Source organism: Eisenbergiella sp. OF01-20, assembly GCF_003478085.1.
GTDB lineage: Bacteria > Bacillota > Clostridia > Lachnospirales > Lachnospiraceae > Eisenbergiella.
Map to the genome: position 1 here is coordinate 14,136 of NZ_QUES01000019.1, position 16,405 is coordinate 30,540.

Below are 16,405 nucleotides of genomic sequence, written 5' to 3' on the forward strand. Positions count from 1 at the left end.
AAAGAAGTGCCGACACAGAATTCTACTGCGTCAGCACTTCGTCTATCCGTTTTTCTCCGTTGATTTCCGTCCAGTCCTTCCTGAAATCCGAAACCGCTTTATCTATCAGGGCGTTATCCACCATGGCATCCAGCACCGCCGGAGGCAGTGTCACCGCCTGTGCCCCTGCAAGGACGGCCTCCAGTACCTGTCCGCAGTTTTTGAAGCTGGCGGCAAGTACCTTTGTTTCGATTCCATGGATGCGGTACATAGATACGATGTCCGTTACCACCTGTCTGCTGTCCAGGGAAAGGTTCTGCATGCGGTTATAATAGACAGCCGCATAGTCCGCACCCGCCATTCCGGCAAGAAAGGCCTGTTCCCTGGTATAGATAGCCGTAGCCGTGACGGCGAACCCCTTTCTTTTCAGTTCCCGGATGGCCTTGATGCCCTCCCGGTCCACAGGTACCTTGATATAGGTATTTTTCCCGTATACCGCTGCGACAGCCTCTGCTTCCGCCAGCACCGCCTGTACCGTTTCGCCGGTCGCCTGCACATGGAGGGGCAGGCCGCAGGCCGCTTCCCGTACCAGCTCCATCTGCTGTGCAAATTTTCTTTTTTCCTTTGCCAGGATGGAAGGGTTCGTGGTAATTCCCGTGAGGGGATACCCTTTTGTGCATCTCCTGATTTCTTCCGCATTCGCCGTATCCAATAACAGTTCCATTTCCGTATTTTACCGTCCTTTCCGCCGCCGTCCGCAGCCCCGCGGGGATGCCGCGGCTTTCGCAGCATGATCACCCTTTTATAGCCCCTATCATAACACCTTTTACAAAATATTTCTGCACAAAAGGATAAATACACAGAACCGGAAGGGTGGAAACGATGATCGCACTGTACTTAATCGTCTGCGCCAGATAGATTTTTTTCTGCAGCGCTTCGGGATTCAGGTTCTGTGTCTGGCTCACATTGCCCACCGTATTCGTCACCAGGATATTGCGCAGGAAGGTCTGGAGAGGCAGCAGATCCTTGTCATTGATATAAATCAGCGCATTAAAGAAATCATTCCAGTGGCCTACCATATAGTACAGGGCAATGACGGCGATTACCGGCTTGGACAGGGGAAGAACCACTCTGACCAGATACTGGACGGGATTGGCTCCGTCCAGGATGGCGGCTTCCTCCAGGCTCTCCGGGATGCTGTTTACGAAATAGCTGCGCATAATGATCATATTATAGACGGACAGGCAGCCCGGAATCATCATGGCCCAGACCGTATCCACCATGTGCAGCCCTTTGACTACCAGATAGCTTGGGATCAGGCCGCCGCTGAAATACATGGTTATCATACAGATGACCATCAGGATGTTTTTGGGCATAAACTTTCTGCGGGAAAGGGGATAGGCCATGCAGACCGTCATAAACAGATTGATTACCGTACCCGCCGCCGTATAAAATATGGTGTTGCGGTATCCGATCCAGATTTCCTTATATTTCAGTATTTCTTTATAGGAATCCAGGGAAAAGCCCTTCGGCAGGAAAATCACATTTCCCCTCCATACCTCCGACGGATTGCTGAAGGATGCGATGACCACAAACCACAGGGGCCAGGCAAACAGCAGGAACAGCACTATCATTATGAAAAGATTGGTGACATCAAAGGCATTGTTTTTCTTATCCATCCCTATCCTCCTCCTACCACAGGCTTTCGTTCATTGTCCGTTTGGCAATCTGGTTTGACATAAGCAGTAAAAACATGTTGATCAAGGAATTAAAAAGTCCCACCGCCGTGGAATAACCATAATCGTTATCCACCAGGCCCACACGGTACACATAGGTGGAAAGCACGTCGGAGGCGCTCATGTTCAGCTGGTTCTGGAGCAGGAATACCTTTTCGAAGCCCACGCTCATCAGAGATCCGATCTGCAGGATCAAAAGCATTATGATCGTGGGTTTGATCGAAGGCAGATCCACATGGAGAATCCGCTGGAGCTTGGTGGCTCCATCCACAATAGCCGCCTCATGAAGCTGGTAATCCACGCCGGACAGCGCTGCGATATAGATGATGGAGGCCCAGCCCATCCCCTGCCATACACTGCTCCAGACATAGATGGATTTGAAGTATTTCGCTTCCCCCATAAAGTTTACCGCTTCCATCCCCAGCAGCTGGAGAATACGGTTGATGACGCCGGTATTGGGATCCAGGAAAATGATGATCATACCGCTCATCACCACCGTGGATATGAAATAAGGGGCATAGGACAGCATTTGTATGGTTTTCTTGAAACGTTTCTGCCGCAGGTAGTTCAGCAGCAGGGCAAAAATGATAGGGATTGGGAAGCCCACCACCAGACTGTAAACGTTGATCAGAATGGTGTTTTTTAACAGCATGGTGAATTTATAGCTTCTGAAAAAGCGCTGGAAATTATAAAATCCAACCCAGGGGCTTCCCCAGATTCCTTTTTTGACGTTGTATTCCTTAAAGGCCAGCTGGATTCCTCCCATGGGGATATAGCAGAACAGGATAAGATATGCCAATGGGATCAGCACCATCAGGTACAACGTCCAGTTTCCTTTAACATCTTTGCGCAGGCGTTCGCCGAAGCTTTTTTGGGGAATTACGGCCGGCTGCCTGCTGTTTTCCGTCGCCTCCCTGTGATTCTTTCCTCTCCGCATGTTATCTCCCGTCCTCACTCTGTCATTCATCCGTGGCTGCCGCACCGGCAGCACAACCCCGCCGGTGCGGCAGTCCGTACTCCTGTATCCGGAAACCGCCGCTTATTTATTTCTCCATTTTCTGGTATGCGCCGTTGTAGATGTCGGCGTATTCCTTACCGCCCATGGCATCCAGCTGGCTTATGTATTCGTCCCAGGTCGCTTCCAGATCTTTTTTGCCGGTAGTAACCTCGGCCAGATATTCCATAACATAGTCGGAGATATCCGTATTAATTTCCACGATCCGTTTGGATTCCTCCTCCGTCAGCTTCAGGGAAGGGAAGGGATCGGCGCAGAGGCTGGAAATCCTGTTTTCTTCCGAGCTTCCGGACACGTTGCTTTCATCCCGGTACTGATCGTTGTAATAGGTCTGGGGCCATACCATGGGATTATATGCGGAGCCTTGCAATGTGGCGTTATCCCGCACCGTGGATTCATCCTCGCCATATTCGGTTCCTACGATATAATCCCATTTCCCGTCGTCTCTCCACTGCCAGGTCTTTCCTTCCACACCCATAACGGAGAGGATGCCCCCTTCTTCACTGTAAAACTGATCCGCCCACGCTGCAGCGATTTCGGGATTTTCACATTTATCCGTGATTACCATAGCGCCTTCCGACACACCCGCATCGGAGCTGACGCTTGTTTTTCCCCACGGGGTCATAACCATATAGTCATAGCCCTGGCTTAACTCGGAACCTACAGTCTCACTTGGCGACCAGCTGTAAAAATAGCCATACACATCGGACGGGCCTTCTGCATACTGCTGGTCAATAGTCTTGGAAAAACAGTCTTTATCCAGCAGGCCTTCTTCATAGAACTTCGCCAGATAGGACAGGAACTCTTTATACGTCTCGGTTCTGGGCACATATACGATTTCCTCGTTCTGGACCGCACAGAAGGTATTGAAGTCCATGGGCAGCATGTACTGGAACAGATAAATCGGGGGAACGGAATTGTTGGCTTCAAAAGGGATTTCATCCGCTTTCCCGTTTCCATTGGGATCCTGCTCCTTGAATGCCTTCAGGACCTGATAAAGCTCTTCCATATTTGTAGGCTCTTCCATTCCTACCGCTTCCAGCCAGCGCATATTCTGCCATAAGAGGATGGTTGCGGGCACTCTGCGGCTGAGGGTGGGAAGGGAATAGATATTCCCGTCGGAGGATGTAATATACTGCCACGCATCTCTTTCATCCAGAAGCTTCTTGAGGTTGGGCATATACTGGTCAATCAGGTCATTAAGAGGCAGCAAGACACCCTGGAAGCCATATTTTTCGATTTCATTATGTTTGATAAAGGATTTAAAAAGTACGTCCGGATAATCTCCTGAGGAAAGCAGCAGCCCTCTCTTGTCATCCAGATCCGCAGGAAGGCAGGAAGTCACTTCCCATTTGACATTGGTATTCTCTTCCGCCACCTGGAACGCCAGCACATCGGGAAGCTCCGCTCCCGTATAGCCTGCGGACACCGCAAACATGCTCATGGTCACCGGCTCCGCAAGAGGGAAGGTTATCCCTAAGGCTTCTGCAGCCGTTTCTGCCGCGCCCTCCGCCTCTTTTGTTCCTTCCGTCTGCTGTGGGGATGAGACGGTATCTGTCTGGGTTTCCGCCGTTTTGCCGGAACACCCGATAAGTGATCCCGTTAACGCCAGCGCCAGCGCTGCCGCAAGAATCTTGTTGTATCCCTTTCTCATATTGAACCCTCCTTTATATTTTAACCGCGGATATCGGAAATCTCCGTCCGGTTCCGCATTTTCGGGAACGTAAATAAATATACGGCATCCGGCAGGGCTTCGGTCCGGAAGGAATTCCCCCCGCCGGTCAGGCATGACTGCCGGTATTCATTCTCTGTGTCCGTCCGGTAAAGCTGTGCACACAGGCTGCCGTCTTTCCCGCCGCAGCCCTTTTCTCCGGTGATTCCCTCCACCGTGATGTGCAGCGGGATTTCCTTTCCGGTCAGGTTTACCAGCAGTAAAGCTCCCTGCCCGTCATTTGCGGCCGCCATACAGTATATCCCTTCCGTCACGCCCTCCACCTTTACCCGGGTGCCCAATCGGTACAGCGCATTGAAACAGACAAATGCATAATATGCTTTAAAAACAGTCTTTCCGACCGGATCGAACAGGCCGCAATAGCTGCTGCCCGCCCATGCGTCATAATACATACAGGCATCAATGGGCGTATCCTGGAGCGCGCACATCATACCCGCAATCCTGGCTGCATCCTCCGGCGTCCCGCGAAGGGCGGTTCCGGCATTCCATTCATTAAAAATCAATTCTGTCCCCTCCAGCCCGTAAACGTCCAGCTGTTCCCTGGCATATCCCGCATACCTCACGTTATCTTCGATATCCGCATAGCTATGGAAGGAGAAGAAATCCAGGGGACAGGAATGCGCAGGGGAGGTAATATAGTCCAGGAACCGGTGGAAGAATTCCACAAAATATCCGACCCTTGACGAGGAATGGGCGACCTGGGAATAATCCGCCGCGCTTAAGGCATAAAAACCGCAGCTGGAATAGCCTCCGATTTTTATCTCGGGAAATACCTGTTTCAAATGTTTTGACGCCGTTTCATAGAGGGCAAAATACTGCTCCATGCTCCCCTTCCACATGGGATTCTCGGCAGCGTCCGGCATGTTGTCCGGCTCATTCCAAATTTCCCAGTAGCGGATGTTCATGTGGTATCCGTTTCCCCAGCCCTTATTGTAATGCCGTATGATGCCTTCACAGATCCTTGCCCATTTTTGGTTGTCCCGGGGAGGATATATGTGATAGGCTTTGATATGCTGCAGGTTCTCAATGGAACAGCCGAGCCGGTAAAAGGGTTCCATCCCATATGCTGTGATTTCCTCCATAAGCCTGTCGGTAAATGCAAAATCATAGCTGCCGATATCCTCCGGATCCGCATCAAAATCGGGAAAGATATTCGCAATATCCACATAGTGGGCGCCGCCCCAGTCACCGCCTGTGTCATGCAGCCTGGAAAAAGGGATACCCGCTTCCGCCATTTTTTGGAATAAGCCTGAATTTCCATAGTCCTGCGGAACAAAAGGGACATTATTGACTCCATGCATCGGTTTTATCCTGCCGCAGGCTTTTGAAAAATCTATAGTGTATTCCGCTTCCCGCTCCCTTTTTCTTTTCAGCTGTTCCCCTACGGCACCTCCCGGATGATTTTGTGCGAACTGCTCTTCCCTGAAGCCGGTTTTCTCCATCACCGCCGCCTGCAGCGCATCAAATAAAGCGCACATGACAACAAAGCTGGTGGTTCCCTGGCTGTTGAAACGATCCGTTTCCCTGCCTATCCGTACCGGCAGAACCACATCCGCCTCCCGGGCCAGCCCGGAATCCGTATTCTCCGTTACCGTTATGATTGCGACCTTCTTCCTTTTCGCCGCCGTAAGCATCGGCAGCAATTCCTCTGTTTTTCCTCCGCGGGAGGCCAGGACCAGAACATCTCCCTCCTCCAGGAAACCCATCCCTCCGTGATTGCCTTCCGACGGCGTGAGGAAACGCGCCGGACGGTCAATACAGCACATAAGATGTGCCAGATGCCGGCAGGCTATGCCCGTATGGCCGCAGCCGCCGGCCGCGATCCGTTTTGCCCCGGCCAGAAGGCAGACCGCCCGATCCAGCGCTTCATAATCCATGTAGGATTCTATGTTTCCTATCTCCCCGGCTTCCATACGCCATGCCTTCTGAACCGTTTCTTTCCGTGCTTTTTCCATCCTCCGGGACCATACCCTTTCCTTTATTTACTACCTGTCTGAACGGTTACGCTCTCTGTCCTGCGCCGCTCTTCGCACCGCACCTATCATTTCATCAATCAGACCTTCCCTGTCCTCTGCCCTGGCGATGCTGCTGGAAGCCCCTGTCGCCTGCGCCCCATGGTATATAAGCGGATACACATCCTCTGCGCTTGTAATCCCCGCCCCCTGCAGCACGAGAATATGAGGATTGATACTATGCACCGCGTCGATAGAAGCGCTGACATAATCCATGGAACGTTTTCCCGCCTGCCCGGATCCTATCAGCGCCTCCGGTTCCGCCACAATGATATCCGGTTCCAGACAGGCAATTGCGCGGGCCTGCGCGATGGTATCGGCACACACGATTGCGGCAAGGCCGATCCCGTGCGCCCGCCGGATGGATTTTTCCAGCGTCCCCAGACTCAGCGGCTTCTCACAGTGGTTCAGCATGACGCCCGCGGCACCGGCGGCTTTCACCGCTTCCGGCAGGATATCCGCAAGCCCTCTTCCCGGCTCCAGCAAATCCATATGGGGCGCATAGACAAACAGCCTTTTCACCGCTTCCGCCACCCGGCGTATTTCCGTGTAGGGTGTGGTAAAGATGATATCCACACCGTATTTTTCGGAAGCCCTGTCCGCTGCCAGGGCCAATTCTAAAATATCATCTCCGTAGAGATACGATTTCGGCCCGATTTCAAAAAAGGGCGGAACCGGTACATTCTTCCGTTTCATCCTGGCTCCTCTCACTCTCCCATAACCATCACCTGCACCACCCGCTTACGCGCACGGACCTGATCCCAGTCGATGAAATAGGTATAGCCGAATTCCCCCAGATCCATTTTCCCTTCTTCGATTGCGATGCATTCCGAACGCCCGAAAAAACAGGAACGTAAATGGGCATCCGTATTCAGGCTGGTCCAGGGACCAGGTTCTCCCACACTGTCCCCGAACTCCACATGCTTCGGTCCGGGGTGGAGATACTGGTTTTCCACCCGGCAGGTGGGTACCAGGCGCTCCATGATATTGCACAGATCCTGCTGGAGATATTCCAGGCCGAAATAGGTCCTGTCATGGGAGCATTCCTGCACCATGACGGAGCAGGTGGTGTGGTGGGAATAAACAGTCACCATACCGTTGCGGATGCCGGACTTTTTCACAATCTCATTTACCTGTTCCGTAATATTATGGAAGGTCGGGTGCTGTCCTTCCGACTGTACTTCTATTTTTTCCCTGCAAAAAATCATCGCTGCCAAAACCTCCTTTCCGTAACCGTCCAGACCTATCTGAACGATTACATCCGGCTATCTGCCGAACAGCCGGTTTGCTTCTTCAATCAGCAAGGCCGCCAGCAAATCGCCTCCCTCCGGCCCCACATAGGTGGATGCCGGCTCGCTGCTGTAGGATCCCCCCGCTATCGCCGCGCGGGTTGGCAGATAATCCGCATAGCCGTTGCACAGCTGGATATGAAAGACATTCCGCGCTCTGCAGCCGGCCCGGATACGAAGCCCGTATTCCGTAAAAAGTTCAAAGGGATGGGTGACAAACACGGAATCCTGCAGGCGGAGGATATGCAGCTCCGCCGGAAAGGTACGGCTTTTCTGCTGCAGGGCATAGCGTTCGGCTATTCCGACAGGACCGTACAGCTTTAACTGATCGGTAATGCCCATGCGTTTTCCTTCCGTAAAACGGCCCCGGAAATCCCGGATGATTTGTTCCGCTTCCCGGTATTCTTCCTCTCCCACGGTCCGCAGAGGAAGCTCCTTATGTACTATGCGGTGCTCCAACACAGGCCGGCTCCCTTTTCTTCCCAGGGCTGTGCGGTATCCCCGCACAACGGCTTCAGCAATCCGTTCCCCGATGGCTTCGCAGGTTCCGGTCATGTCGAGGTTCCGGAAAACTTCCTCCTCCTGGGCGCTCCAGCGCAGCAGCTCCTCTTGATTATCCTTGCTGATACGCACCAGATCCAGAGGGTTCTGGTCACCCGCCGCCCCGCACAGAGGCAGGATATGGATATTCCCCAGCCTTTCCCGGATATGGTTTCTGGCATAATGCCAATAATCCGCGGATATAAAAGAATGCAGCTCCATCACCTGAGCCGGGCAGGGGACAGCGACGGCTGCGCCGGTGAGCGTCCCGGCTTCATCCCAGGTATAAAGCATCGTGACCGTCGGATCCGTGTTTCCTTCGAACCGCAGGAAGTCCGTCCGTGAACAGTCCCCATACATCCTCGCACTTTCGTGATCGCCGTTTCCAAATACCGGCCGGCGGTTAAAGCCTACCACGGCATAATCCTCCGCCGTGCCGGCGCTTCCTTCCCTGCGGTTTTCCCATGCGTCCATAATCAGGCATTCGATCCGGTCCGACAGGTATTGTCTGCCTTCTTCGCCGCAAAGGATGTTCTCCGGGGCCTCCGGCGTTTCCAGCCTGTCACTTCCCATATACCTTGCCAGCGTTTCATTCCCCACAACACTGAACCGGCTGGAGGTATGGGTATGGGTCGCACACAGGCTGACCTTATCCGGGGCCGGCCCCTTTCTCTTTGCCAGCCTGCGCCGTATTTCCGCCGTGAGGAAGTCGGGCACAGCCACCGTATCCATGGATACGAACACGGCCTGCTGATCGCCGTTATCCATAACCAGCGCGGATGCGGTGATGGGATCATGTACAAATTTGCTCACCCTCACGTACATCTGTCCCGCCAGATATACCGGCCTGTCTGGCGTAATATCCGCAGATGCCCAGCCTATCCGTAATGTATTCTCCATAACAGTTCCTTTCCGCCACGTTTTCTTACGGTCCGCATTCCCTATGCAGACCTGCCCGAACGGCTAATCCCCGTCAGTTCCCGTATTTGCCAAAAACCGGCTCCAGTGCATGATACAAATCAATATAGGCGGCGAACGAACGGTCATAGACGGCCCTGTTCTCCTGTGCGGGTACAAAAACCCGCCCAACCCCGGCCACCCTTTTTACGGCGCTGTCAATATCGGGAAAAATGCCGGCCCCCACACCCGCCAGGATTGCCGCTCCCAGGCAGGCACATTCCTTTACCGGTATGGTTTCCACCTTTTTTCCGGTGACGTCCGCCTTGATCCGGCACCAGATATCGCTTTTGGCACCGCCCCCCATGGAATAGATGCCGGAAACCGTCTCCCCGATCCCTTCGATCTGTTCCACATTCCGCCGAAGCATATAAGCCACCGCTTCCAGGATCGCCCTTGAAAAATGCTTCCTCTCATGCCCCAGGGTCATGCCGTAAAATACCCCTCTTGCCATCGCATTGTATTCCGGGTTGCTCGCCCCGCTCAGATGCGGCAGCATTACCAGCCCTTCGCTTCCCGCAGGGGCCAGCTCCGCTTCCCGGTCAATCAGCCGGTATATGTCGGTCCCTTCCAGGGCTTCCCTGTGCAGGAAACAGCCCGCATACCATTTGAGCACCATACCCGCCGTCTGGGACCAGAGAAGGATGGTATACCGGCCCTTTACCGCATGGTTCTGGCAGGTGACGGGCCGTTCCTCACAATACGGGACAAACCCTTCCACCGCCGCGCTCACCGCCAGGCAGGATCCGGTAGTTTCCGTCACTTCCCCCGGGAATATCTTCCCGGCCCCGATGCTTCCGCAGGTCTGGTCCAACGCGCCGGTCACCACCAAGGTACCTCCGGAAAGGCCGGTCTGCCCGGAGGCTGCGGCGCTCACCGGCCCCACCGGCCGGCCGCAGCCCATCCTCTCCGGAAGCTGTTCCTCCGTAATTCCCAGATAACGGAGCATATCCCCCCACCAGCAATCCCGGTTGATGTCATACAAAAGGGAGGAGGCCCATAAATTTTCCTCACAGACGTTTCTTCCGGTCAGCCGGTAAATCAGATAATCTTCTAACAGCAGATAATGCTTTGTCCGCTTAAAAGTATCGGGCCTTTCTTCTTTCAGCCATAAAATCTTGGTGGCGGGCCAGGTCGCCGTCACATCCGCCTGCCCGCTTTTCTCGTAGACAAGCCTTTTCCCGAAATGGGCGCGTATCCTGCCGGCTTCCTTTTCCGAACGGTTATCCAGCCAGCAGATGGCGTTCATCACCGGTCTGCCGGATTCATCCAGGCAAATCAGTGTCTCTCCCTGGCTGCTGACAGAAAGGGCCAGAATCCGTTCCGGCGGTATTCCGCTTTCCGCCAGGAGCCTTTGCAGCAGCCTGCACAGAAGCGCCCAGTAATCCTCCGCCTTGTATTCCACCCATCCGGCTTTTTGTGTCAGGAGAACGTATTCTTCTTTTACCATATGTACCGCGGCGCCTCTATCCGTATAAAGCCCCAGTTTAAACGAAGTCGTGCCGGCATCTATGCCAAGTAAATATCCCGTCATTTTCTTTCTCCCTGCATGTAATGCTATCCCTGTCCCCGCCGTACCGACCTTTTTGCGGGCAATGTACAAATCAGGCCGCAAATCCTCCCGCAGGCCCGGCCGCTTTATAATACGTCCAGATCGGCCAGTCTGCACATCGTCCGGATCAGTTCCGCATGGTTTCCGTAGCTGACAATCGTATGCTGTCCCCCCACCTTTTGCGCAAATTCCTCAACCGTACAGGAATCCGGGTATATCGCCAGGCTCGGAAGCTGGGGAGCCGGTGCATCCCAGCCGCACTCTTCCCAGACAGGAGGCTTTTTGGCATCGCCTGTGTAGAAATGCATGGCATACCGCCCCTTCCGGTACAGCAGCCTGGAACATGTGACATATCCCGGCTTTACCCTGGAAACATTCAGCAGCGAGGAATCCAACAGGCCAAACGCCGCAGGGAGCATGGTGACCGGCCCGTCGGCCGCCGGTTCCGGGATAAAATCAGGAACGCCGGCCAGCAGACAGTCCTTGAAGAATTCGTAATATTCCAGATAGGGGACCGTCTGATCCGTGGCAAAATGCATCAGAAGCTGTGTGGCCGAACCGAGAATGTCATTTTCCGGTATTACCTGCACGCCGTATATCCGATTCAGCAGCATGAAAACCATGGCGGGAGGAAAACCCAGCAGCTTTTTCATGCCGTCCACATCCAGCAGCGTCACCGCATCGTATCCTCTCTCCTCCACCTTCCTTCCAATCGCCAGCGCATAGCGCACACCCCGTTCCACCGTTTCCTCCGCTCCTGCATCCCGGTTCAGGATGCACCAGTTCCGGTCAATATACGTTTTCCAGGTTTCGATATCCGCACGGGATACCTTCTCTGCATTCTGCACCATTTCCAGCATTTCGAAGGGTTCCGTCTCGATGCCGAGGACATGCCGGAGGGAGGTTCCTTCACACTGGGTTCCGTAAAGCAGCATGTCACGGTAACCCATCGTGCCGATTTTCGCCTGACGCAGCCTCTGCAGCGCATATGCGGCCCGGATAAAGGAATCGATCCTCTCCTCCGGGTGTCCCTGATCCATTGTGCTGTATACATAGGAAAACCGGTATCCCATCTCTTCAAATACAGGACGCAGGGCGGTCGTCCCCGCCTGATCCGCCGTCGTGACGATATGTCCGTTTTCCATCCATCCGCACAGCCCCCACAGAAGCATAGGAATATGACGGAAGGGATCCGTTACCTGTATCACCGCGTGGGAAGGGATCCAGCCGGCCACACAGATTACCAGACAGCAGAAACCGCCGCCTTCCAGCTTCCGAATGGCTTCCTGTGCCGTGCCGTATCCCGGATCATCCAGCACGATCCCCGCATCCACTGCTTCCACGCCCAGCTTACCCAACAGCTTCCACGCCTGATCATGCTTGGCCTTCAGCCGTTCATATGGTGTGTTTACTTCCCCGAAACAAACGAATCCCGCTTTTCTGACACTCCTCATCCTTACTCCTGTCCGCGTACCCGGCGCGCACCGGCACTTCGAAGCCCCTCCCCGCAGCGCCGGAAGCTTCCTGCCCGCCATCCGCTTTTTCCTTGTGCAATTTTTGTGCAAAAATCATTCCCAACAGCCTTTTTTCATTCAATTTGTTTTATATTTCCCTTGATTCCCTTTGACTATATACTTTATTTGCACATATGTCAATATTTTTTGCGCATATTTTTGCACATTATTTTTTTATTTATTGCAGGCTTTTGATATTTTATTTGCATTGAATTGCATCCTCTTGCCTGCTATAAAGAGGACCCGGAAAAGAACCAGGAAAAACGCAAGGCAAACCCTTATGCTCCATTCAGGCAGGCCGTTCCGGCCTGTGTTACGGTTCACTCCGTACCGTGCAGTAAATACACAGTACGGAGTGAACCGTAAACGGCCTGTTTCACCCATATATTTTTTTTGCATAAATAATAGTGACATTTTCTTCACAATGGGCTATTATAAGATTATATAATGCAAATTTGCATTGAGAAACGTACAGAAACTACTTTGGCTTCCCTATTTTTAACCTGCCGGCTGCCGATGCAGCCAGAAATGCCATGGAACAGGAGGCAAACAATGATTACCTTAAAGGACATTGCCGCAATCGCCAATGTAAGTACTTCAACTGCTTCACGGGCTTTAAACGACGATCCGCGAATCAGCCCGGAGCAAAGGCTCCGCATCCGGCGGATTGCAGAGGAGCAGAATTATAAAAAGCACAAGCTCCGGAAACCGGATGATATGTGGAAGGATGCCGGTATCATTGTCCCGGAAATCAATTCCGGTTATTATTCCAATCTTGTCCACATCGCATCCGATCAGTTTGCCAGGCAGCATTATTCTGTCCTGCTCCGTTTAAGCGGTTTCGACAGGGACACTCTGATCCGGCATATATTCGGTTTCGGAAAAGCGGACATCCGCTGTGTCCTCATCGTGGCTGATGACGCGGAGCAGATCACGGAGGAAGTGTATCAGGCCCTGCGGCAGACCCGTATCCCCGCTATGTTTATCACCACCCAGTATAACCCGCACATGGACTATGATTCCATCTATGTGGATGAAACCCGGGGGATACGGGCGGGGGTGGAGTATCTTACCGGAAAAGGCTATACCAGGATCGGTTTTATCGGGGAAGAAATGACCCGCGGCAGGCTGAAGGCCTTCCGCAGGGTCATGCAGGAAATCGGGAATCCCGTTATCGAAGACTTTATTAAGACCGGCACTTTCCGTGCGGAAGAGGGCGGATACCACTGTATGAAGCAGCTGCTGAACAGGCCGGAACGCCCGGATGCTATTTTTGCCGGTTATGATCAGATGGCTGTCGGCGCGCTTAAGGCAATTGACGAGGCCGGCCTGCAGGTCCCGGACGATATAGGGATTATGGGCTTTGACAACATTATCATGTCAGCTTATATTCACAAGGGCCTGACCACCATCGAAAACCCTCTGGAGGATATGATATCCATCGCAGTGCGCGTCCTGATGAACCGCATGCAGAACGGGGATGCCGTTCCCCAGCAGATAGCGCTCAAACCCGAATTGGTGATACGGGAAACCACCTGACCGGCGCATGGCATCTGTGCCTTTTTTCGTAAAAAGACCCGCTGTCAAAACCGCATTTTTCTTACGGTTCCGACAGCGGGTTTCTTCCGCCGGCTCATTGGATATATTTCTTCATGACAGCGGACCATCGGTCCGCGATCCGGTAAATTCCGTCAATACCGGGATGGATGAGATCCTGGGAGATGCAGGCCGGATCGTCCAGCAGCTTTGTTCCATCCGTAAATATCAGCTTTCCTTCCGCGCAGTTCTTCACAATTTCCCGGAATACCTCCGCTCTTTCCTGAAACGCACCGCTGCCGTTAAAGCGGAAGATGCTGGTGGCGAAAACCGGACGCTCCTCCCGGGACAGCACCTTAACAAAAGCCTCTACCCTCTCTTCAAACTGTTTCACGGTAAAATCCCCATACAGCATGTTGATTCCCATTTCCACGGAAGCGAAGTCCCAGTCCTTCCGGCTTACGATATATTCCGCCATCTCTCTTTCCAGGAAAGCGCTTCCGGCATATCCCAGATTCAGATAATCGCAGCCCAGCTTCTGCGCGATCCGGAACGGATAAGAGCAGGGGGGCGCCAGCGCCAGACTGCCATGGGTAATGGATGAGCCATACGCCAGATAGGTTCTGTCCGGCAGATCCTCCGGTCCGGGCGGCTCCACCTCCCCTTCCACGCCGAGGAAAAAACAGCGTCCGTAAGGAAGTACCACACGTACCACCTCCGGGTTAAAGGGGAGGCCGCAGTCCCTGGTTATCCTGTGCAGGATTCCGGGTTCCTCCGGCCCGGGAATGGATAGTACGGTTTCCTGTGTACCGATTGTTTTGCTGGAGTTCTGCCATCCGCCCTGAAAAGATCCGTAATAGATATATGCGGTCATGGCCTCGCTGCCCGGTTCCGCCTTCAGGTGCAGAACCGCCTCTCCCGATTTGATTTTAAAACGCAGCTCCACTCCGGTACCGTTAAAACTCACCTGATCCCTGGCGCTTTTATTTAACTGCAGCCGGATCCAATCGGGAACGCGCTGCATGGCATATCCCTGCTCCTGTTTTACCAGACTGTCCACGTTATGAAAATCAATTCCCTGAAATACCATATGGAAAATCCTCCTGTTTCCCGTTACCGGTCAGACCGGACCGTATAACCGCCGGGAACAAGGCGTTGACATCCCTCTGCCAGCCATGCAGGAGAAGCAGCAGCTGTTCTCTTATTTCCGGCTGTTCCTCCGACAGATCATGGGTTTCACTGAAATCGCTCTGCAGGTTGTAAAGCCGTGTGCTGCCATCCTCCAGGAATTCAATCAGCTTATAGTTGCCGAACACTACGGAAGATCCCGGCGTGCCTCCCTGGTTTCCGTAATGGGGATAGTGCCAGAAAAGCGGCCGGGGCGGGAGTGCCTTTCCCCTCAGCAGCGGCACGAGGCTGACGCCGTCCCTGTGATGCTCCGGCTGCAGGGGAAGCCCTGCAAGTTCCAGGAAAGTCGGGAAAAAGTCTGTGGTCGTCACCGGCACATCGCATCTCGTCCCCGGAAGGATCGTGCCCGGATACCGGATGATCAGCGGAACCCGGACTCCGCCCTCGTACATCCAGCCCTTGCCTTCCACGGCCGGCAGATTGCAGGTGGGGGAGCCTTCACTGGTGGAAAGGCCGCCGTTGTCCGAAGTAAATACCACTACCGTGTTGTCCGCTTCCCCGCTTTCTTCAACCGCCTGCAGCAGTATGCCGATATTTTCATCCAGATTCCAGATCATGCCCGCATAAGAAGGATCGGACTGGACAACACGCCGTTCCACACGTCTGCCTTTTTTATCCTCCGTATGCATATATTCCCCTTCCACGATAGCAGTCACCTTGTCAAGTCCCTGCTCCTTGGCTTTTTTTTCGAACCTTTCCCTGTCCTTATCCTTAACCTGGATCGGTTCATGCACCGCATAATGGCAAAGGCTTAAAAAGTAGGGCCTTCCGTCCTTTTCCTTAATCAGGCGGATAGCCTCATCCGTGATCCGGTCGGTCAGGTATTCCCCGTCCGGCCCCTCCGGCAGGGTATGGATTCCATAGGGGGCAAAATAGCCCTCGTGGGGATGTCCCCAGGAACAGCCCCCTATATTCTTTTCAAAGCCGAATTTATCCGGGTAGTACTCTTCACCTCCCAAGTGCCATTTTCCCACATGCCAGGCGGCATAGCCGGCGTCTGCGAGCGCCTGCGCTATGGTATATTCCCCGGCGGGCAGATGTTTGATATAAGGGGCATCGATGACCTTGCCCCGCAGCGGATGCGTGAAACCTCCCATGTCAATCCAGTCTGTCACTCCCAGCCTTGCCGGATATTTCCCGGTCAGGAAGCTGGCCCGGGAAGGGGAGCATACCGGACAGGACGCATATGCGTTTGCGAAGTTCATCCCCTCTCTGCATAGTCTGTCAATATTCGGTGTTTCATAAAAGGTACTTCCTGTACAGGCCAGATCCTTCCACCCCATGTCATCCAGAAAAATAAAAATAAAATTAGGCCGTTTTGCCATACCTGCCCCTCCTTTCTTTCCTGTACCTGC

General features: G+C 53.5%; 13 protein-coding genes. 1 reads left to right on the top strand and 12 read right to left on the bottom strand.

What is annotated here, in order from left to right; translation table 11 throughout:
* Positions 1-22: 22 nt before the first annotated feature.
* From DXA36_RS19860 to DXA36_RS19905, 10 genes are all read right to left on the bottom strand, one after another.
* The gene (locus DXA36_RS19860; protein WP_118681218.1) at positions 23-703 is read right to left on the bottom strand and encodes a fructose-6-phosphate aldolase; all 681 of its coding nucleotides are present in this window, start codon (positions 701-703) and stop codon (positions 23-25) included.
* 70 nt (positions 704-773) lie between these two features.
* On the bottom strand, positions 774-1,658 hold the full coding sequence (locus DXA36_RS19865) for a carbohydrate ABC transporter permease (RefSeq protein WP_118681219.1): 885 nt from the start codon (positions 1,656-1,658) through the stop codon (positions 774-776).
* A 13-nt stretch (positions 1,659-1,671) separates the two neighbouring features.
* Positions 1,672-2,652, bottom strand: a complete 981-nt coding sequence (locus tag DXA36_RS19870; RefSeq protein WP_118681220.1) for an ABC transporter permease — start codon at positions 2,650-2,652, stop codon at positions 1,672-1,674.
* Between the two features lie 106 nt (positions 2,653-2,758).
* Positions 2,759-4,384, bottom strand: coding sequence for an extracellular solute-binding protein (locus tag DXA36_RS19875; protein WP_182479172.1), 1,626 nt, complete (start codon positions 4,382-4,384; stop codon positions 2,759-2,761).
* Positions 4,385-4,404: 20 nt separating this feature from the next.
* Positions 4,405-6,417: an SIS domain-containing protein gene (locus tag DXA36_RS19880; RefSeq protein ID WP_118681222.1), complete on the bottom strand. Its 2,013-nt coding sequence runs from the start codon at positions 6,415-6,417 to the stop codon at positions 4,405-4,407.
* A 30-nt stretch (positions 6,418-6,447) separates the two neighbouring features.
* Positions 6,448-7,170 (bottom strand): triose-phosphate isomerase, encoded by a 723-nt coding sequence (locus DXA36_RS19885; protein WP_118681223.1) that lies wholly within the window; start codon positions 7,168-7,170, stop codon positions 6,448-6,450.
* Positions 7,171-7,181: 11 nt separating this feature from the next.
* Complete coding sequence (locus tag DXA36_RS19890; RefSeq protein ID WP_118681224.1) at positions 7,182-7,682, bottom strand: YjbQ family protein; 501 nt, start codon at positions 7,680-7,682, stop codon at positions 7,182-7,184.
* Between the two features lie 57 nt (positions 7,683-7,739).
* Positions 7,740-9,203 carry a hypothetical protein gene (locus DXA36_RS19895; RefSeq protein WP_118681225.1) on the bottom strand — a complete coding sequence of 488 codons (1,464 nt, stop codon included), beginning with the start codon at positions 9,201-9,203 and terminating at the stop codon, positions 7,740-7,742.
* 73 nt (positions 9,204-9,276) lie between these two features.
* Positions 9,277-10,794 (bottom strand): xylulokinase, encoded by a 1,518-nt coding sequence (locus DXA36_RS19900; protein ID WP_147366626.1) that lies wholly within the window; start codon positions 10,792-10,794, stop codon positions 9,277-9,279.
* Between the two features lie 104 nt (positions 10,795-10,898).
* Complete coding sequence (locus DXA36_RS19905; RefSeq protein WP_182479173.1) at positions 10,899-12,266, bottom strand: hypothetical protein; 1,368 nt, start codon at positions 12,264-12,266, stop codon at positions 10,899-10,901.
* A 612-nt stretch (positions 12,267-12,878) separates the two neighbouring features.
* Here DXA36_RS19905 and DXA36_RS19915 point away from each other — a divergent pair.
* Positions 12,879-13,865 (top strand): LacI family DNA-binding transcriptional regulator, encoded by a 987-nt coding sequence (locus DXA36_RS19915; protein WP_182479174.1) that lies wholly within the window; start codon positions 12,879-12,881, stop codon positions 13,863-13,865.
* Positions 13,866-13,959: 94 nt separating this feature from the next.
* On the opposite strand, the gene DXA36_RS19920 is transcribed toward DXA36_RS19915, so the two are convergent.
* Positions 13,960-14,952, bottom strand: coding sequence for a GDSL-type esterase/lipase family protein (locus DXA36_RS19920; RefSeq protein WP_118681230.1), 993 nt, complete (start codon positions 14,950-14,952; stop codon positions 13,960-13,962).
* Complete coding sequence (locus tag DXA36_RS19925; protein WP_118681231.1) at positions 14,933-16,375, bottom strand: sulfatase; 1,443 nt, start codon at positions 16,373-16,375, stop codon at positions 14,933-14,935. Before DXA36_RS19925 ends, DXA36_RS19920 begins: the two co-directional genes overlap by 20 nt.
* Between the last annotated feature and the right edge of the window lie 30 nt (positions 16,376-16,405).